The 17,648-nt window shown below is 67.2% G+C and carries 20 protein-coding genes; 7 read left to right on the top strand and 13 right to left on the bottom strand.

Annotation, left to right across the window (positions count from 1 at the left end; translation table 11 throughout):
- Nucleotides 1-13: 13 nt before the first annotated feature.
- Nucleotides 14-682: a response regulator gene (locus LGM42_RS10675; RefSeq protein ID WP_226232190.1), complete on the bottom strand. Its 669-nt coding sequence runs from the start codon at nucleotides 680-682 to the stop codon at nucleotides 14-16.
- A 526-nt stretch (nucleotides 683-1,208) separates the two neighbouring features.
- Here LGM42_RS10675 and surE point away from each other — a divergent pair.
- The gene (gene surE / locus LGM42_RS10670) at nucleotides 1,209-1,988 is read left to right on the top strand and encodes a 5'/3'-nucleotidase SurE (RefSeq protein ID WP_226232189.1); all 780 of its coding nucleotides are present in this window, start codon (nucleotides 1,209-1,211) and stop codon (nucleotides 1,986-1,988) included.
- A gap of 75 nt (nucleotides 1,989-2,063) precedes the next feature.
- On the opposite strand, the gene LGM42_RS10665 is transcribed toward surE, so the two are convergent.
- The 5 genes from LGM42_RS10665 to LGM42_RS10645 all read right to left on the bottom strand — a co-directional run bounded on the left by LGM42_RS10665 (nucleotide 2,064) and on the right by LGM42_RS10645 (nucleotide 6,386).
- Nucleotides 2,064-2,891 (bottom strand): SDR family NAD(P)-dependent oxidoreductase, encoded by an 828-nt coding sequence (locus LGM42_RS10665; RefSeq protein ID WP_060314838.1) that lies wholly within the window; start codon nucleotides 2,889-2,891, stop codon nucleotides 2,064-2,066.
- Nucleotides 2,892-3,004: 113 nt separating this feature from the next.
- Nucleotides 3,005-3,472, bottom strand: coding sequence for a cupin domain-containing protein (locus LGM42_RS10660; RefSeq protein ID WP_059576260.1), 468 nt, complete (start codon nucleotides 3,470-3,472; stop codon nucleotides 3,005-3,007).
- A gap of 183 nt (nucleotides 3,473-3,655) precedes the next feature.
- Nucleotides 3,656-5,008, bottom strand: coding sequence for a pyridoxal phosphate-dependent decarboxylase family protein (locus LGM42_RS10655; RefSeq protein WP_060314841.1), 1,353 nt, complete (start codon nucleotides 5,006-5,008; stop codon nucleotides 3,656-3,658).
- Between the two features lie 20 nt (nucleotides 5,009-5,028).
- The gene (locus LGM42_RS10650; RefSeq protein WP_059576266.1) at nucleotides 5,029-5,328 is read right to left on the bottom strand and encodes an ArsR/SmtB family transcription factor; all 300 of its coding nucleotides are present in this window, start codon (nucleotides 5,326-5,328) and stop codon (nucleotides 5,029-5,031) included.
- A gap of 176 nt (nucleotides 5,329-5,504) precedes the next feature.
- Nucleotides 5,505-6,386, bottom strand: coding sequence for a LysR family transcriptional regulator (locus tag LGM42_RS10645; RefSeq protein ID WP_060314844.1), 882 nt, complete (start codon nucleotides 6,384-6,386; stop codon nucleotides 5,505-5,507).
- A gap of 127 nt (nucleotides 6,387-6,513) precedes the next feature.
- On the opposite strand from LGM42_RS10645, the gene LGM42_RS10640 reads away from it, so the two are divergent.
- Nucleotides 6,514-7,551 (top strand): aldo/keto reductase, encoded by a 1,038-nt coding sequence (locus LGM42_RS10640; RefSeq protein WP_060968033.1) that lies wholly within the window; start codon nucleotides 6,514-6,516, stop codon nucleotides 7,549-7,551.
- Between the two features lie 119 nt (nucleotides 7,552-7,670).
- On the opposite strand, the gene LGM42_RS10635 is transcribed toward LGM42_RS10640, so the two are convergent.
- Nucleotides 7,671-8,090 carry a type II toxin-antitoxin system VapC family toxin gene (locus LGM42_RS10635; protein ID WP_196493615.1) on the bottom strand — a complete coding sequence of 140 codons (420 nt, stop codon included), beginning with the start codon at nucleotides 8,088-8,090 and terminating at the stop codon, nucleotides 7,671-7,673.
- Nucleotides 8,090-8,341 (bottom strand): type II toxin-antitoxin system Phd/YefM family antitoxin, encoded by a 252-nt coding sequence (locus LGM42_RS10630; RefSeq protein WP_059638851.1) that lies wholly within the window; start codon nucleotides 8,339-8,341, stop codon nucleotides 8,090-8,092. Before LGM42_RS10630 ends, LGM42_RS10635 begins: the two co-directional genes overlap by 1 nt.
- A gap of 177 nt (nucleotides 8,342-8,518) precedes the next feature.
- Here LGM42_RS10630 and LGM42_RS10625 point away from each other — a divergent pair, with 177 nt between their 5' ends.
- From LGM42_RS10625 to LGM42_RS10605, 5 genes are all read left to right on the top strand, one after another.
- Nucleotides 8,519-9,529, top strand: a complete 1,011-nt coding sequence (locus tag LGM42_RS10625; RefSeq protein WP_226232188.1) for a hypothetical protein — start codon at nucleotides 8,519-8,521, stop codon at nucleotides 9,527-9,529.
- A 398-nt stretch (nucleotides 9,530-9,927) separates the two neighbouring features.
- Nucleotides 9,928-10,632 carry a cysteine hydrolase family protein gene (locus LGM42_RS10620; RefSeq protein WP_226232187.1) on the top strand — a complete coding sequence of 235 codons (705 nt, stop codon included), beginning with the start codon at nucleotides 9,928-9,930 and terminating at the stop codon, nucleotides 10,630-10,632.
- Between the two features lie 75 nt (nucleotides 10,633-10,707).
- Entirely contained in the window at nucleotides 10,708-11,619 is a 912-nt protein-coding gene (locus LGM42_RS10615; protein ID WP_226232186.1) for a LysR family transcriptional regulator, read from the top strand.
- Between the two features lie 526 nt (nucleotides 11,620-12,145).
- Entirely contained in the window at nucleotides 12,146-12,955 is an 810-nt protein-coding gene (locus tag LGM42_RS10610; protein ID WP_059576281.1) for a TlpA family protein disulfide reductase, read from the top strand.
- Nucleotides 12,956-13,020: 65 nt separating this feature from the next.
- On the top strand, nucleotides 13,021-13,872 hold the full coding sequence (locus LGM42_RS10605; RefSeq protein ID WP_060314854.1) for an ion transporter: 852 nt from the start codon (nucleotides 13,021-13,023) through the stop codon (nucleotides 13,870-13,872).
- A gap of 54 nt (nucleotides 13,873-13,926) precedes the next feature.
- Here the strand turns inward: LGM42_RS10605 and LGM42_RS10600 are convergent, their stop codons facing one another.
- The 5 genes from LGM42_RS10600 to LGM42_RS10580 form a co-directional block, all read right to left on the bottom strand.
- A complete protein-coding gene (locus LGM42_RS10600) occupies nucleotides 13,927-14,589 on the bottom strand; it encodes a MarC family protein (RefSeq protein ID WP_226232185.1) in 663 nt (220 codons plus the stop codon).
- 249 nt (nucleotides 14,590-14,838) lie between these two features.
- Nucleotides 14,839-15,561 (bottom strand): arsenical resistance protein ArsH, encoded by a 723-nt coding sequence (arsH, locus tag LGM42_RS10595; RefSeq protein ID WP_226232184.1) that lies wholly within the window; start codon nucleotides 15,559-15,561, stop codon nucleotides 14,839-14,841.
- Nucleotides 15,558-16,655, bottom strand: a complete 1,098-nt coding sequence (gene arsB / locus LGM42_RS10590; RefSeq protein WP_226232183.1) for an ACR3 family arsenite efflux transporter — start codon at nucleotides 16,653-16,655, stop codon at nucleotides 15,558-15,560. The genes arsH and arsB overlap by 4 nt, the downstream gene beginning before the upstream one ends.
- Before the next feature lie 76 nt (nucleotides 16,656-16,731).
- The gene (locus LGM42_RS10585; RefSeq protein WP_226232182.1) at nucleotides 16,732-17,226 is read right to left on the bottom strand and encodes an arsenate reductase ArsC; all 495 of its coding nucleotides are present in this window, start codon (nucleotides 17,224-17,226) and stop codon (nucleotides 16,732-16,734) included.
- A 21-nt stretch (nucleotides 17,227-17,247) separates the two neighbouring features.
- Nucleotides 17,248-17,595 (bottom strand): ArsR/SmtB family transcription factor, encoded by a 348-nt coding sequence (locus LGM42_RS10580; RefSeq protein WP_060314866.1) that lies wholly within the window; start codon nucleotides 17,593-17,595, stop codon nucleotides 17,248-17,250.
- Nucleotides 17,596-17,648 lie beyond the last annotated feature (53 nt).

The raw sequence follows: 17,648 nt of genomic DNA, 5'->3' as shown, positions 1-17,648 counted from the left end.
GCCCGCGGGCACGTCACGTCCGCGACGCCTCGTCGTCGGGCCCGCCCTCGATATTTTGCTCGCCGTTGTAGCGGATCAGATCCGCGTCGCGCACGATACCGAGTTTCTTCATCGCGCTCGACTTTTGGGAACTGACGGTCTGCTTGCTCCGATGAAGCTGCGTGGCGATCTCGCCCACCGTGTAGCCCGCACCGAACAATCGCACCACCTCGATTTCGCGCGTGGTCAATGTGCGCGCGGTGGGCTCGGGTTTGGCGTCTTGCAGGAGTTGCTTGATGTATGGCGACGTGTAGCTCGCACCGACGTACGCAGCATGCACGGCGCCAATCAGGTGCGAGATCGCATCGGACTTGCTGAGAATGCAGCTCACGCCCCGCTTGTGGATCGCGCGCAGCACGCTCGGATTGTCGATCATCGTGATCGTCACGATGCGCAGCGCCGGATAGCGCCGCTGCAGGAACGACAGCAGCACGAGCCCGTCGCCGTACTTGCCGCCCGGCATCACATAGTCGAGCACGAGCACGTCGCTCTGCTGCGCATCGAGCGCTGCAACCAGGTCCGTCGAATTCGAAACGGTGCCCACGAGCCCGATCGTGCTGTTGCCTTGCAGCGCCTGCGACATGCCGAGTGCGGACGCGGGATGATCGTCGGCTACCATCACGCGCACAAAAAATTCATCCATGTTCCTGTTTCCGCCGAGGCTTTCGGTGATGCGCCGCTTCCCCGCCGCGATGGGAAGCATGCTCCCACCATCGTGTTGCAGGCCGTACTCGGCATACCGGGCAATAGCGGCTCAATTTTAGAATAATTTCAGGTTCGTCCGGAAATCGGCGTGCGGCCGAGCAGCGGACGGTAGGCGCACTGCGCCGGCAGTGCACAGGATATGGCCGCACGTCCCCGTCGTGCGGATTTTTCGAAGTTATCGACGACTGGCCGTTTTTACACGATACCGGAGCCGGCCACGCGCCCGCGAGGCATGGTCGCCACGCTACGTGGCCCGCTTTGGACAGCTCGGCTCGCCGGGCAGTTGCGAATTGCCAGGATGTCGGTGAGGCACCGCATAACGGCATTACCTGAAGGCGAATCGCTGAAATTCTGGCAACATGACTCGAGAAACCGATCCCGGTCGACACCGGGAGTCATATCAGCCTCGTGGCTTGCGCCACGCCGCACTTCCCCTCTCATTGCCCTTCGCGAGGATCGTCCCGATGCAAGAAACCCGCCCGCTGTTCGACCGTGTCCTGCTCACCAACGACGACGGATTCGACGCTCCCGGCCTTGAAATACTCGAACAGGTCGCCACGCAACTCGCCCGCGAAGTGTGGATCGTCGCGCCCGCCGAAGACCAGAGCGGCACGTCGCATTCGCTGAGCCTGCACGAACCGCTGCGCGTGCATCGCAAGGGCGAGCGCCGCTTCGCGGTGCGCGGCACGCCCGGCGACTGCGTCGCGATCGCGGTCAGTCACCTGATGAAGGGCGCGCGGCCGGACGTCGTGCTGTCGGGCGTGAATCGCGGCGCGAACCTCGGCACCGAAACGGTGTTTTCCGGCACGGTCGGCGCCGCGATGACGAGCATGCTGGTCGGCGTGCCGGCCATCGCGCTGAGCCAGGCGTTCACCGATCGCAACGCGGTGCCGTGGGGCACCGCGCTCGCGCACGCGCCGGACGTCATTCGTCGGCTCGTCGCCGCCGGCTGGGACAGCGATGCGTGCCTCAACGTGAATTTCCCGCCGCGGCCGGCCGACGACGTGCGCGGCCTGAAGGTGACGAACCAGGGCGCCGGCACGCTGCAGGGCGTCGAAATCGTGTCGGGACGCGATCCGCGCGACATCGACTATCACTGGCTGAAGCTCGCGCGTGCGCCGCGCGATGACGATGCGGATTCGGAAACGGTCGCGCTCGGCGAAGGGTATATCGCGGTCACGCCGCTGAAGTTCGAACGCACGCACGACCAGGCGCTCGCGCGGCTGCGGTCGAACCTCGGCTGATCGATCCCCCTGCGAACGAACCCGGCGGTTGCGTACACGATGCGCGCACCGCCGCCGGTTCTCCGCGTCACCCCGTCACGTCAGGTTCAACCCGCCATCGAGCATCACGATCTCGCCCGTCACGTAATCGGACGCGACGAGCATCGCGACCGTCTGCGCGATATCGTCCGGCGTCGCCGCGCGACGCATCGGCGCGCGCTCGCGCCACAGCTGCTGCGCTTGCGTCCAGTCGGCGGTCAGCGGCGTATCGACGAGCCCCGGCGCGACCGCATTGACGCGAATCGCCGGCGCAAGCGTGCGCGCGAGCAGCCGCGTCGTGTGATTGAGCGCGGCCTTCGCGGCCGCATACGGAATCGACGCGCCCTTCGGCCGCACGCCCGCATGCGAACTGACGTTCACGACGCATCCGGCACGCCCGTGCGACGCCGCCTCGCGCAGCGCGGCCTCCGCTTCGGCGACGAGCCGGAACGGCGCGATCACGTTGATCTCGTGCATTTCGCGCCACACGTCGGGCGTGGCCGCCGCGAGGTCGTCGTGCGCAATCACGCGGCTGACGCCCGCGTTGTTGACGAGCACGTCGAGCCGCCCGTGCACGGCGAGTGCGTCGCGGATCAATCTCACGCGCTCGGCGTCGTCGGCGAGATCGGCCTGCACATAGGCGCCGCCGAGTTCGCGCGCCATCGCACGCCCGGCGTCGGCCGAGGTGCGCGAATGCAGGATCACCGCGTAGCCGTCGGCCGCGAGGCGCCGCGCGACGGCCGCCCCGATCCCCGACGTCGAGCCGGTCACGAGCGCGACCGGCCGATGCACGCGCGACGCGCGCGGCTCGCCGGCGGCTTCGGCTTCGGTTTCAGGAGCCGTTTCGGAAATCGGGGCAGACATCGGCGGGAGCGGCGCGTCCATGGCGTGGAACCTTTCAGTGGCGTTCCCGCATCATAAGCGCGACGGGATCGCGAGAAGCGAATTCATCCTGATTGGCCGAACGGCCGCCTCCGGCGATGACGCGCAATCCGCCGTCACGGCGCCTTCGGCAGCTCGACATACTCCTCGAGCTGGCCGGCGATATACAGCCGCTTGCCGATACGCGGGTATTCGCACACGTCGTGTTCGAGCCGCTGCCCGCCAACGAGCAGCTCGAGCGGCGCCTCGCCGGTGTTCTGCACCGTATGCGCGTCGCCGCCGCGCGGAAAACCCAAAAAATCGCCGGGCCCGATTTCGCTGGCGTGCCCGCCGATCGTCACCGTGCCGGTGCCGGACAGCACGTACACGAATTCCTCTTCGTACAGATGGCGGTGATATTCGGCCGATTCGTGACCGGGCATCAGCGTGAGCAGATGAACGCCGAATTGCGTCAGCCCGGTCAGGTCGCCGAGTTGCCGCTTCAGACGAACGGCATTGGGATTGAGCGAATGCACCTCGCGCGTCGGTTCCATCTTCGCGATATCGGCGGCCTTCAGCAGTTCCCGGGGAAAGGAAGTCGACATGGGGATCTCGCAAGCGTGAATGCTTCGGTTGAACGCGCGGTGCCGGAGCGGCCCGCGCGATGACTATTGTCCGACATTTTCACGCTTGCGGATGTGTCGCGCGCCCCGCATGCCGCGCGGCACTTCATCGAACGCCAGAAAGTTGCGTACGCAACCGTTATGACGCCGGACGAAGCGTGACGCTCAACCCGCGTGCACGCCGCGCAACCTCGTCAGCAATGCGACGAGCCGATCGATGTGCGCATCCTCCGTGCGCCACGACGACACGCTGATCCGGAACGCCGGCCGCCCCTGCCATACGGTCGCGCCGAACCACACGTCGCCCGACGCCTGCGCGGCTTCGAGAATCGCCGCCGTTTCCTCGTCGGTGCCGGCGCGCACGAGCACCTGGTTCAGCACGACGCGATTGATCACGTCGTAGCCGGCCGCACGCAAGCCGTCCGCGACGCGCGCCGCCTGCGCGCAATGCCGCTCGACCATCGTCGCCACGCCGGCGCGGCCGAGCGAGCGCAGCGCGGCCCACACGGGAATGCCGCGCGCACGCCGCGAGAATTCGAGGTTCAGATTCTTCTGCGCATCCTGCGCGCCGCTCAGGTACACGGCGTCGCTGTTCATCGCGGTGGCGAGCGCGGCCGCGTCGCGGCAAATCACCATCGCGCCGTCGTACGGCGTGTTGAGCCACTTGTGACCATCGGTCGTCCAGCTGTCCGCGCCGTCGACGCCGTCCGTCAATGCGCGCTTCGACGAGGCCCGCGCCCACAGGCCGAACGCGCCGTCCACGTGGACCCACGCGCCGGCCGCCTTCGCGGGCGGAATCAGCGCCGCGAACGGATCGAATTCGCCGGTGTTCACTTCGCCGGCCTGCACGCAGAAGATCGTCATGTCGTCGAGCGGCGGCAACTGCGCCGGGTCGATCCGGCCGTGCGTATCGACCGGCGCGACGACGATGCGCTTCATCCCGAAGCCGAGCACGCGCAGCGCCTTCTTCACCGTGATGTGCGCGAGCGCGGAGATCACGACTTTCACCTCGGGGGCGCCGATCAGCCCGTCTTCGTCGATATCCCAGCCCTGGCGCGCGAGCAGCGCGCGCCGTGCAGCCACCAGCGCGACGAGCGTGCAGGCCGTCGCGCTCGTGCCGAAACCGACCGCGCTGCCTTCGGGCAACCCGAGCGCCTCGACGACCCAGCGCGCGGCCTGGCGCTCGAGCGTCGCGGCCACCGGCGAATTCGCGTACGACGACGCGCACTGGTCCCACGCGAGCATCAGCCGCTCGGCCGCCGCCGCGGCCGGCAGCGTCGCGCCGATCACGAAGCCGAAGTAGTTCGGGCCATTCGATGCGACCGTCGCGGGCGTGCCGCGCTCGTCGAGCAGGCGCAGCACGTCGTCGGCCGGGCGGCCCGTATCGGGCAGCGGCTCGTCGAACGCCGCAAGGCCGGCGAGCGCCCCCGCATCGGGAAACGCGCGCCGTTCGTTCGTCGTGGCCAGATACGCGTGCGCGCGCCGGTCGGCGTCGGCCAGCAGTGCAAGTTCGTCCATGTCGGTTGCCTCGGTCGGAGTCAGAGTTGCGAGAGATCGCGGCCGAGCTGCCGCAGCGCGCCGTCGATCCGCTTGTAGTACGTGAACTTGCCGACGCGGGTCGCCTGCACGAGCCCGGCATCCGCGAGGATGCGCATGTGGCGCGTGGTCGTGGCCGGCGCGATGCCCAGCTTCTCGGTGATGTACGTGCAGCACACGCCGAGCGCGTCGACGTCGCCGTGCGGCTGCGGCGGGAAATGCTTGCGCGGCTGCTTGAGCCAGCGCATCACGGCCAGACGGCTTTCGTTGGCCAGGGCGCTGAGGCGGGTGACGTCGTCCATGGGGTTCAGCTTCGTTTGACGTTTTGAATATTAGCTAAATGACGAAATGTGGGCAATGAATCCGGGGCGCACTTTTGGCGCGTGGTGTGGCTCGCCACGCGCCGGCATCGGGCGCCAGCGCCGATGCACGCCGCCGCAACCGCTCGCCGCTCGTACGCGGCGCAAGCAACGTGCCGCTACGCCAGCGCCTGCGCGAGCCTGTCGATCAACGCCCGCACGCGCCGCGGCTGCGCGACGCCGCCCGGATAGACGATCTGCAGATCCACGCCCCCCGGCGAGAACGCGCCCAGCACCTCGACGAGCGCGCCCGACGCCAGATCCCGCTCGATATCGACCAGCGACTTCAGCGCGATACCGTGCCCCGCGACGCACCACGCACGTACGAGCGCGCCGTCGTTGGCGACGCGCCGGCCGCGCACCACCACGCGCTTCAATGTGCCGTCGATGCTGAACGGCCATTCGGCATACAGATCCTGGCCGAAGCGCATCACGATGCAGTCGTGTTCGGCGAGTTCGTCCGGATGCCGTGGCGTGCCATGTGCGGCGAGATACGCGGGCGACGCGCACACCGCGCGCCGCGCCCGGCCGAGCGAGCGGCTGCGCAACGAGCTGTCGGCCAGCGTGCCGCGGCGGATCGCGAAATCGAGCCCCAGCCCGACGAGATCGACATATCCGTCGCCGAGATGCAGGTCGACCGTCACGCCCGGATGCTCGGCCAGGAACGCGTCGACGACCGGCACGACCCGCTCGCGGCCGAGATCGGCCGGCGCGCTGAGCCGCACGGGCCCCGACAGCGTCTGCATGCCCAGCCGCACACGGCTTTCCAGTTCGTCGGCCTCGGCCAGCAGGCGTCGCGCGCCGTCCACCAGCGTGCGCCCCTCGTCGGTCAGGCTGATCGCGCGCGTCGTGCGCGTGAGCAGCGCGGCGCCGTAGTGGCGCTCGAGCGCCGTCAGCCGTTCGGACACAGTGGCCGGCGACAGGCCGACCTCGCGGCCGGCCGCGGCCAGCCCGCCCTTCTCCACGATGCGCAGGAACAGCGCGAGGTTGTCGAGCAGCATTGTTCGCTCCATCCGAAGGATATTTTCGCCATCTTCCGGATTATCTGGAAAAGCCGCAAACGGTACAGTGATCGCGTGACGATCGACGCGCGGCCGCGCCGCGCTCACACGACGAAAGGAAATGCACATGGAATACCGTACGCTCGGCCGCTCCGGCCTCAAGGTCCCCGCCCTGAGCTTCGGCGCCGGCACCTTCGGCGGCACCGGCCCGCTGTTCAGCGCATGGGGCAATACCGGCGTCGACGAAGCGCGCCGCCTGATCGACATCTGCCTCGAAGCCGGCGTCAACCTGTTCGACACGGCCGACGTGTATTCCGACGGCGCGTCCGAACGCGTGCTCGGCGCCGCGCTCAAGGGGCGCCGCGACCAGGCGCTGATCTCGACCAAGACGGGCCTGCCGACCGGCGACGGCCCGAACGACGCGGGCACGTCGCGCGCACGGCTGGTGCGCGCCGTCGACGACGCGCTGCGCCGCCTCGACACCGACTACATCGACCTGCTGCAACTGCACGCGTTCGATGCGAGCACGCCGGTCGAGGAAGTGATGTCGACGCTCGACGATCTCGTGCGCGCGGGCAAGCTCCGTTATATCGGCGTGTCGAACTTCGCCGGCTGGCAGATCATGAAGTCGCTCGCGGCGGCCGACCGGCACGGCTGGTCGCGCTACGTGGCGAACCAGGTGTACTACTCGCTCGTCGGCCGCGACTACGAATGGGACCTGATGCCGCTCGGCGCCGATCAGGGCCTCGGCGCGCTGGTGTGGAGCCCGCTCGGCTGGGGCCGGCTCACCGGCAAGATCCGGCGCAACGCGCCGCTGCCCGAACGCAGCCGCCTGCATGAAACGGCCAGCTACGGGCCGCCGGTCGACGACGCGCGCCTGTACGACGTGGTCGACGCGCTCGACGCGATCGCGGAGGAAACCGGCAAGACGGTGCCGCAGATCGCGCTGAACTGGCTGCTGCAGCGGCCGACCGTGTCGTCGGTGATCGTCGGCGCGCGCGACGAGGAACAGTTGCGGCAGAACCTCGGCGCGGTCGGCTGGGCGCTGACCGATGCGCAGATGGCGACGCTCGATGCGGCGAGCGCGGTGGAAGCGCCGTATCCGCATTTCCCGTATCGCCGGCAGGCGGCGTTCGCGCGGCTCGATCCGCCGATGCGCGGGTAAAGGGCAACGCTGACGCAGCGGCGCGACGCGTCGGTCGCGCCGATGTTCGATGCCCGCGAAGACGACTGCGACCAGCGGCAGAATCCGATTTCGCCTCGGGAGCAAGTTGATCTATTCGCTCAATCCCACGGATTCAGAATCGCGACACCGGTTTCAACAAAACCGGCAACGTTGCGCGTCACGACCGTCATGCCATGCACGATCGCCGTCGCAGCAATGAGCGCGTCCCGCTCGGATCGCCGGTCCGGCACATGGAGCCGTGCGCATCGTTGGGCGACGGCGGTATCGACCGGTAACACGCGCCCAGCGAACTCGGGCAGCACGTGCCCGTCAAGCCATGCCCTGAGAAGCGCCCCCTGTTCCGTGTCTCTGCGCTCGACCTGCAAGACACCCGTCTCCAGCTCCATGATCGTGATGGCCGAGACAAACAGCACCGACGCATCGACGGTCGAACACCAGGCCGCCACGTTCCTGTCCGCCTTGCCCGCCCGCACTTTCCGGAGTTCCGAAACCACATTGGTATCAAGAACGAACATCATCAGAAGCCGACTTCCTTGATTTTGACGTTTGCGCGCGGCGGGTCGAACTCAATGTCCTCGACACCCGGCATAGCGAGCGAGTCGGCAATGTTGCGCCGCTGCCGGGTGAGACGCTGGTATTCCTCGAAACTCAGCAGCACATGGGCTGGCCTGCCGCGGTCGGTGATGAACACGGGGCCATCCTTCGTCGCCTTCTTTGCCTTGGTCACGTCCTGGTTGAGCTCACGACTCGAGAGGGTGGTGATGGTCACGATGGACTCCTGGAAGCCATATATGTAGGTATGTTGCTACAAAATGTGAATCCGTGTCACGCCTGGCCCTGTGCGCCGGGATTCCTCGCGATATCTGCAGCAACGTCCTACAGTTACGAGAAACAACCGCACCGCATCCCCTGCTCGGCGATGCGCACCCGAATCCGAGGACTGCCCATGCCGAGTATCTTCGCCGCACCCGCCAATGCCCCGCCGGGCCCCGTCGCGGCGGAAACGCGCATGGTGCACGACGTGGCGACGCTGAAGCCGTCCGACTACCGCTCGGCGGACGGCGCGTCGTGGGTCATCTCGACCATCACGCCGGCCGCTGACAGCGGCGCGAACGTCACGGGCAACACGTATTTCGACACCGCGAAAGGCCGCACCGTCCCGGTACCCGACGCGCGCCGACGCTATGCGAATCGCGGTACGTGGCAGGTCGTCGCGAGTTCGAGCCCTGCCGTGCCCGCGACGGGCCGCTACGACTGGCTCACGCTCGCGTGGCTGCCGATCAACCGGCGGCCGCCGCCGCAAACGCCCGAGCATCTGTATTCGCCGTTCATTCGCGGCGGCACGATCGTCTATCGGTGGAATCCGGCCGCCGAAGGCGGCGAGCAGTTCGGCAACGTGCGGATGATCTTTCCGGAGTGGGCGCGGCAGGTGGCCGATGCGTTGCGGTCTACACCGGCCGCGACGCAGGGCGGCGTGTCGTCGGCGTCGCAACCGGCACTCGAGCGCCTGAAAGCGGACACGAATCCGATGACCGCCGTGCTCGACTTCGGCGATGCGTTGCGCGAGGAACCCGCGGAGCGGATCGTTGCCCGGCTGCCTGCGCTGCTGACGGTGGAAGACCGGCGTGAACTATCGGCGATCGTGTTCCTGTGCCTGTCCGCCGCGCGCGATGAAGACCGGCCACGCTTCGTCGACACGATCAACGCGACGATCGCGGGAACCGACGACCGCGCGCGCCTGCTGGCGATCGCGTACGGCGCGTTCGCCGCAGGACGGACGCAACCGGTTCCATTCGGCGACAAAGCGCTGAATGCGTTCGTCAACGATGTGTTCGGTGCGCTGAAACAGCGGACGGCGGCGCTCGGCATACCGGTCGCGCAAGGGTCGCCGTGGTACGCGTTCTTTACCGCGTATCGGCTCGGTGAGGCGGAATCGGGCAACGGCTCCCGACGCTGACGGCATCCCGCTTCGCGCCTCCCGCTTCCCGCTTCCCGCTTCCCCGCAAGCCTGCCTGTCTATAAAAAAATGCCGCCGCTGCTTGCAGCCGCAACAGCGTCCGGCGCTTACGCCGCCTTTCGCTTGCACGTGTCTCCTGCGTTCGATAAGACCCGCCTCACGGAAATTCCCGCCTGAATCAGCCGGGACCGAGTGATCGATGCGTGCCCGTTTTTTATCCTTGCATGACGCACCGACGGACAGACCAAGGGCCTGTCGTTCGCACAACGCATCGCCAGGCCGCAGTCCCGCGCGATTCGTTCGCCGTCCGCACAGGTGATGTTTTCCCGGCGGTGGCGCGTATTCGCGGCGACGTCCCTATAGTTCGACGCACTCGACATTTCCACAGGAGCCCCGTCATGTTTGCATTCTCGATCCGCAACCTCGCCCGCTACGCCGTCCTCGCGTCCGCCGCCACCATGCTGCAGACCGCCGACGCCGCATCCAGCCTGCCCGCCACGCCGACGATTCGCGCGATGGCCGGCGCGCAACCGATCGACCATCTCGACCCGAAGACGACCGCGCTCGTCGTCATCGATTTCCAGAACGAATACCTGAACGGCAGGATGCCGATCGCCGACGTCCAACAGGCGATGGCCAACGCGAAGCGCCTGATCGACTTCGCGGACCGCAACGGCATGCGCGTCTACCAGGTCCAGCACGTCGCGCCGGCAGGCTCGGCGTTGTTCGCACTCGGCGGCAAGACCGTCGAGTTCATTCCGGAAATGAAGCCGCGCGCGCAGGACACCGTCGTGCGGAAGGAAACGGTCAGCGTGTTCGCGAGCACCGATATCGACAAGCGCCTGAAGGGGGACGGTATCAAGACGCTGGTGATCGCGGGCCTGATGACGCACGCATGCGTCGCCGGCGCCGCCCGGGATGCCGCGCCGCTCAGATACGGCGTCGTGGTAGCATCGGACGCCTCTGCGACGCGCGCCATCGCACGCGCGAACGGCCAGTCGATCGACAAGGACACGCTGCACCGCGCCGCGCTCGCCGAGATCGAGGATACGTTCGGCGACGTGAAGACGACGGCCGACATCCTTGCCCTGCCGCTGCGCTGATCGTTCGCCGCACCGCATCCGCCGATGCGGGTGCGGCGGCCCGATCACCGTTTCTTCCGCGAACCGGAGCCCGACATGGATCAACTGCTCGCGATGCGCGTCTATCGGAGCCTCGTCGAAGCAAAAGGATTCTCGGCCGCGGCCGATCGCCTCGACACGACCCATTCGACCGTATCGCGCCAGTTGAAACTGCTCGAAGCCGGCCTGGGCGTGCAGCTCGTCAACCGCAACACGCGCCATTTCTCGCTGACACCCGCCGGCGAGCGCTATTATGACGCATGCGTCGAGATTCTCGAGCGCGTCGCGGCGGCGGCGGAGAGCGTGACCGATACGCCGGGCCAGCCGTCGGGCGTATTGCGCGTCAGCATGCCGCTGTCGGTCGGCACGCTGGAAATGCCGGCATGGCTGCCCGCGTTCCGCACCGCCTACCCCGACATTCGCCTCGACGTGTCGTGCAGCGACCGCTTCGTCAATCTGATCGGCGAAGGGTTCGACGTCGCGCTGCGCATCAGCGGCGAACTGCCGGACTCCGATCTCGTCGCGAAAACCCTGGCGATCTCCGACGAAATTCTCGTCGCGGCGCCGGACTATGTCGCGCGCCGCGGCCTGCCGCGTACGCCCGCTGAACTGGCGAAACACGATCTGCTCGCCTACAGCGGCGGCGACGACCGGATCAGTTGGCGCGTCGCACCGCCGAGCGGCGCACCGGTCACGGTGCGGCTCGACGGCCCGCTGCGCATCGATGCGATCACCGCGTTGCATGCGGCCGCGCTCGGCGGCCTCGGCATCGGCGCCTTCACGCACCACACGGTAAGCAACGACATCGCGCACGGGCGGCTCGTCCCGATCCTGCCCGGCCATACGCTGGCGAAGCGCCGCTACTACGCGCTGTACCCGAAATCCCGGCACGTGCCGCCGAAGGTGCGTGCGTTTGTCGACTTCGTCGCCGCGCTTTACGGCACGCATGCCGGCGGCGACGGCAAGTGAGCAAGCGATCGACCGACGCCCGCGGATGCGCCGGGGCAGCCGCGACGGGCGTCATGTCGCGAACGCGTGAATGCCCTGTGCTCGCATCTGGCAGCGTTCCTATTCCGTTGAAACAGCCGATATACACCGGAGTGCGGCCGCGCCCACCGACCGCCACAAGGCATTCACGCGTGCACGCACGACGCTAAAAAAAGCGGCCGCTCGCGAGCGGAGCGGCCGTCAAGGAGAGATCCCTGTGCGGGATACCGGCGGACACCACACCAGACCGGCATGCATATTGTTGATGAACGGCACGCTGCTGACCATCGGCCCCGTCTGATTCGCTGCACGCCGACGGGAACGGCATGCAATCCCGGGCTACCCCGCCTGGCGCCTGTCGCTTTCCGCAACACGCCGTTACGTTCCGGAAAGGAACCCCATCCGCGGCAACCGGTCGAAACGCCGCACGACCGCCGACGGCTCGATCGCCGCGGCGGCCATCCGCCTTTCAGCCCCGCTCGATCACGCCCATCATTCTTCCTGCCTCATGCTGAGCATCGGTCCCTTCTCGATCCGCGTCGTCGCGGTAGCCGTCGCCGCGCTGCTGGCGTGGCTCGTCGCGCGCTTCATCCAGCGCCGTCCGCCGGACGGGCATCACAAGAGCGCGTCGAGCCTGATCCTCGACGTGCTGCTGCTCGGGCTGATCGCCGCTCGGGTCGGTTACGTCGCGCAATGGTGGCCGGACTATGCGGCGACGCCGCGCGCGATCGTCGCGCTCGGCGACGGCGGCTTCGACGCGCGCATCGGTATCGCGGCCGCGCTGGTGTTCGCCGGTTGGCGCCTGCGCCGCCTGCCCGCGCTGCGTCGGCCGGTGCTCGCCGGCATCGTCGCGGGCCTCGGTGCGTGGGGTATCGCGCAAGGCACGCTCGCGACGTTGCAGCGCGGCGCGCCGCCGCTTGCCGCGATGCCGCTCCAGGCGCTCGATTCGACGCCCGTGTTGCCGGCGGGCTTCGTCGGCAAGCCAGTCGTCGTGAACCTGTGGGCGACGTGGTGCGCGCCGTGCCGCCGCGAGATGCCGATCCTCGAACAGGCGCAGCGCGACCATCCGGGCATCACGGTACTGATGCTCAACCAGGGGGAAAGCGCGCAAGCGGTGCGCGCGTTCCTCGAACAGCAGCACCTGCGCTTCGATCACGTGCTGCTCGACCCTTCGCTGCACGCAATGCATGCGTATGGCTCGCGCGGGCTGCCGACCACGTTGTTCTTCGACGCGAAAGGCCAACTCGTGGAATCGCACATGGGCGAACTGACCGCCGCGCGGTTGAAGGACACCGTTACGCAACGCTTCGGGCAGTAGCCCGCAACGCAGGAATCAGACCTGTCCGATAGGCCGGGCGATACACGGCCCGTACACTCGGGCCCATGATTTCGCTGATCCAGTCCGCCTTCGATACGGCGCGCGATGCGGTCGCGCACGTCGCGCGCCGCCGTTCGTTCCTGCGCAAGCTCGACATCGCCGTGCTCGCGCTGATCGTCGCGAGCGTGCTCGTCGTGATGGCCGACAGCGTGCAAGAGTTGCACCAGCAATACGGCCACGCGCTCTACGCGGCCGAATGGGCGTTCACGCTGCTGTTTTCCGCCGAGTACCTGCTGCGCCTCTGCACCGCGAAGAAGCCGGCCGCATATGCGCGCAGCTTCTTCGGCATCGTCGATCTCGTGTCGGTGCTGCCGACCTATCTCGCGTTCTTCTTCCCCGGCCTGCACGCGCTGATCGACGTGCGGCTGCTGCGGCTGCTGCGCGTGTTCCGCATCCTCGGGCTGTCGATCTATCTCGAGGAAGGGCAGATGTTGATCCGCGCGCTCACGCGTGCGCGGCGCAAGATCTTCGTGTTCATCGGCGGGATGTTCGTGCTCGTCGTGATTCTCGGCACCGTGATCTTTCTCGTGGAAGGGCCGGAGCACGGAATCACGAGCATTCCGGTGGGCGTCTACTGGGCGGCCGTGACGATGAGCACGACCGGTTACGGCGACCTGACGCCCGTCACGCCGCTCGGCCGGTTGATCACGTCGTGCGCGATCCTGCTCGGCTACGGGATCATCGCGTTCCCGACCGGGATCATGGGCGCGGAGCTGGTCGCGTCGGCGCTGGAGCACAAGCGGGCCGGCAAGGGCGACATATCCTGTTGCCCGCATTGCGGCGCCACGCTCCCGTCGCATGGGGAAACCGATGCGGCACCGCGCGGGCGCGCGGATGCGCATCGAAACGACACGTAGCCGACATTGCCGCCGGCCTCGAAAGCCGGCCACGACGACGCCCCTTCATCGCGCCTACCCGCCCAGCGTCTGCACGAACGCGGCCACTCCCGTCAGCATGATCTGCACGCCCACGCACAGCAGCAGGAATGCGGAGACGCGCATCGCGACCTTCGTCCCTTCGCTGCCGAGATAGCGCGCGAGCGTCGTCGCGCGGCTGTAGATCTGCCAGATCGCGAACGCGACGAGCGCCGCGACCGCCGCCGATACGCCCCCCGACAACAGATAGTCGCTCGCCGTATGCGCGCGGTTCGCGTGCAGTGCGATGCCGGCCGCGATCGAGCCCGGGCCGATCGTCAGCGGCACGGTCAGCGGAAAGAACGCGCGCGACATCAGCTTGTGCAGGTCGTCGCCGTGCGCGGCGGCGTCGCCGCCGGCCGGTACGTCCGGCGCGTTCAGCATCGACCAGCCGGCCACGGCCACCGCGAAGCCGCCACCGATCCGCAGCGCCTCCATCGATATTCCGAAGAAATTCAGCACCGGCGCGCCGGCGAAGAAAATCACGAGCAGCGTGGCGAAGACGTTCGTCGCGAGCCGTTTCGACAGAATCGCGCGCTCGGCTTCGGTCAGCGATTGCGTGCGCTCGAGAAACACGAATGCCATGCCGAATGGATTGATGATGCCGATCAGGCCCGTGAAGCCGAACAGGATTTCAGGGATCAGGCGGTCGAACTGCATCGCGATCGTGCTCTCCGGTAACGAACGGGAATAAAAAAGCGGCCGGTCGGGAAGACCTGCCGCGAAGAGGAGATATCTCCATGATCCGGCACACGGGGGTGTGCCGGGCCGCAGAACCTGAATTGTCGGGAATATGAACCGGGAAGGAAATCAGTCGAGTCTGATTCTGCAGCCGCGACAATGCGAGTCGCGCACACGTACGTGTTCATGCACCGAAGGGCGCCGCCGCGATTTGCCGCGTCCGCGGCTTCAGATGCCGCGCTGATTGACGCGCTTCGACAGTTCCTCCGCGCTTTCCTTGCGCTCGCTGTACCGGTCGACCAGATAGGGGCCGACGTCGCGCGTGAGCAGCGTGAACTTCACCAGTTCCTCCATCACGTCCACCACGCGGTCGAAATACGCGGACGGCTTCATCCGCCCCGCTTCGTCGAATTCCGTGAACGCCTTGGCCACCGACGACTGGTTCGGGATGGTCAGCATGCGCATCCAGCGCCCGAGCACGCGCATCTGGTTCACCGCGTTGAACGACTGCGAGCCGCCGCTCACCTGCATCACCGCGAGCGTCTTGCCCTGCGTCGGCCGCACGGCGCCGACAGACAGCGGAATCCAGTCGATCTGCGCTTTCATGATGCCGGTCATCGCGCCGTGCCGTTCCGGCGAGCACCGCACCATGCCTTCGGACCACATCACGTGCTCGCGCAGCTCGACCACTTTCGGGTGGCTCTCCGGCGCATCGTCCGGCAGCGGCAATCCGCTCGGATTGAACGTGCGCACCTCGGCGCCCATCGCCGTGAGCAACCGCGCGGCTTCCTCGGTCAGCAGACGGCTGAACGAACGCTCACGCAGCGAGCCGTACAGAAGCAGGAACCTCGGCGAATGGGTCGATGGCGCCGCGGGCCGCAGGTGCGCGACGTCCGGCACGTGAAACAGCGTGGCGTCGAGTTGCGGCAGGTCTTTGAGGGAGTCGGTCATGGGGCGGTTCTCTCGTGATCTCGTGCCCGGCACTCGTACCAGCCCTTCGACCGGTTGACGATACGCACGACCAGCAGCATCGTCGGCACCTCGATCAGCACGCCGACGACGGTAGCCAGCGCCGCGCCGGAATGAAAACCGAACAGGCTGATCGCGGCCGCGACCGCCAGCTCGAAAAAGTTGGATGCGCCGATCAGCGCCGACGGGCAGGCCACGCTGTGCTTCTCGCCCACCGCGCGATTGAGCCAGTACGCGAGCGCCGAATTGAAGAACACCTGAAGCAGGATCGGCACCGCGAGCAGCGCGATCACGAGCGGCTGCCGCAGGATCGCTTCGCCCTGAAACGCGAACAGCAGCACGAGCGTCGCCAGCAGCGCGGCGATCGACCACGGGCCGGTCTTCGCCATGGCGGCGTCGACCGCCGCCTGCCCCTTCGCGAGCAGCATCTTGCGCCACAGCTGCGCGAAGATCACCGGAATCACGATGTAGAGCACGACCGACGTGAGCAGCGTCGCCCACGGCACCGTGATGGCCGACATCCCCAGCAGCAGGCCGACCAGCGGCGCGAACGCGATCACCATGATGCTGTCGTTCAGCGCGACCTGCGACAGCGTGAACAGCGGATCGCCGCCCGTCAGCCGGCTCCAGACGAACACCATCGCCGTGCACGGCGCCGCGGCCAGCAGGATCAGGCCCGCGATGTAGCTGTCAAGCTGGTCGGCCGGCAGCATCGGCGCGAACAGATGGCGGATGAACAGCCAGCCGAGAAACGCCATCGAGAACGGCTTGACGAGCCAGTTCACGACGAGCGTGACGCCGATGCCTCTCACATGCCGACGCACCTCGTGCAGCGCGCCGAAGTCGACCTTCACCAGCATCGGCACGATCATCACCCAGATCAGCAGCCCGACCGGCAGATTGACCTGCGCGTACGCCATCCGCCCGATCCGCTGGAACAGGTCGGGCAGCACCTGGCCGAAGGCAATGCCCGCGACGATGCACAGCGCCACCCATACGGTCAGGTAGCGTTCGAAGAAGCCGATGGACGGCTTCGCGACAACCTTGCCCGGCGGGGCGACGTTGGACGTGTTCATGGCGTGGGCGTGGGCGTGGGCATCGGTATTGAAGCCGCGACTGGCCGCTCGATGCCTCGTGCGGCCACGCGAGCGATCAGTTTTGCGAGATGGCGGTCAGCGCCGCCTGGAGTTCGGTGTTGCTCAGGCGATCGAGCGGCAGCGCCAGCAATTGCAGCATCCGATAGCCGATCGCTTGCCGTGTCAGTTCGAAGGCGAGACGCTTGCCTTCGTCCCCGCCCGCGGCATTCGACGGATCGGCATAGCCCCAATGAACGTTGACCGGGCTACCGGGCCAGTACGGGCAGGTTTCCGCCGCCGCGCTGTCGCACACGGTGATGACGACGCGCATTTCCGGCGCACCGTCGCCGACGAATTCGTCCCAGCTTTTGCTGCGAGCGTCGCCGACGTCGACACCGGCGTTCGTCAACGCTTCCAGCGCGAACGGATTCAGACGGCCGCTCGGTGCGCTGCCGGCGCTGTAGGCACGCACGTCCTTGCCGAGTTTCGCGGCCCAGTGATTGAGCATGCCTTCCGCGAGCACGCTGCGCGCCGAGTTGTGGGTACAGAGGATCAGGACGTTCGTGGTCATGGGCAGGCACGCGAAAGCGCGTCAGGATTGACGGGGGCGGTCGATCGTTCCGGAAGGCGAGCAGCCGGACACCGGCGAGCACGGATTGCCGCCGCAACAGTTTTCCGTGAGATAGCTCAGCAGCCCGTTCATCGTGTCGAAATTCGGGCAATAGAACACGAAGCGGCCTTCCTGCCGGCTCGTCACAAGCCGTGCATGCGCCAGCTCTTTCAAATGAAAGGACAGCGACGACGGCGGCACGTCGAGCAGCGCGGCGAGCCGGCCGGCCGGCATGCCCTGCGGCCCGGCCTGTACGAGCGCGCGAAAGACCGCGAGGCGGGATTCGTGCGCGAGCGCCGCGAGGGCGGCAATGGTTTCATTGGCTTCCATATTTCCATAATAGTCGAAATATGGAAACAAGGGAAGCGACGCCGATACACGGC

It is taken from the genome of Burkholderia sp. AU39826, assembly GCF_020419965.1.
In the GTDB taxonomy this organism is placed as follows: domain Bacteria; phylum Pseudomonadota; class Gammaproteobacteria; order Burkholderiales; family Burkholderiaceae; genus Burkholderia; species Burkholderia semiarida.
This window is presented reverse-complemented; position numbering and strand designations above follow the sequence as displayed.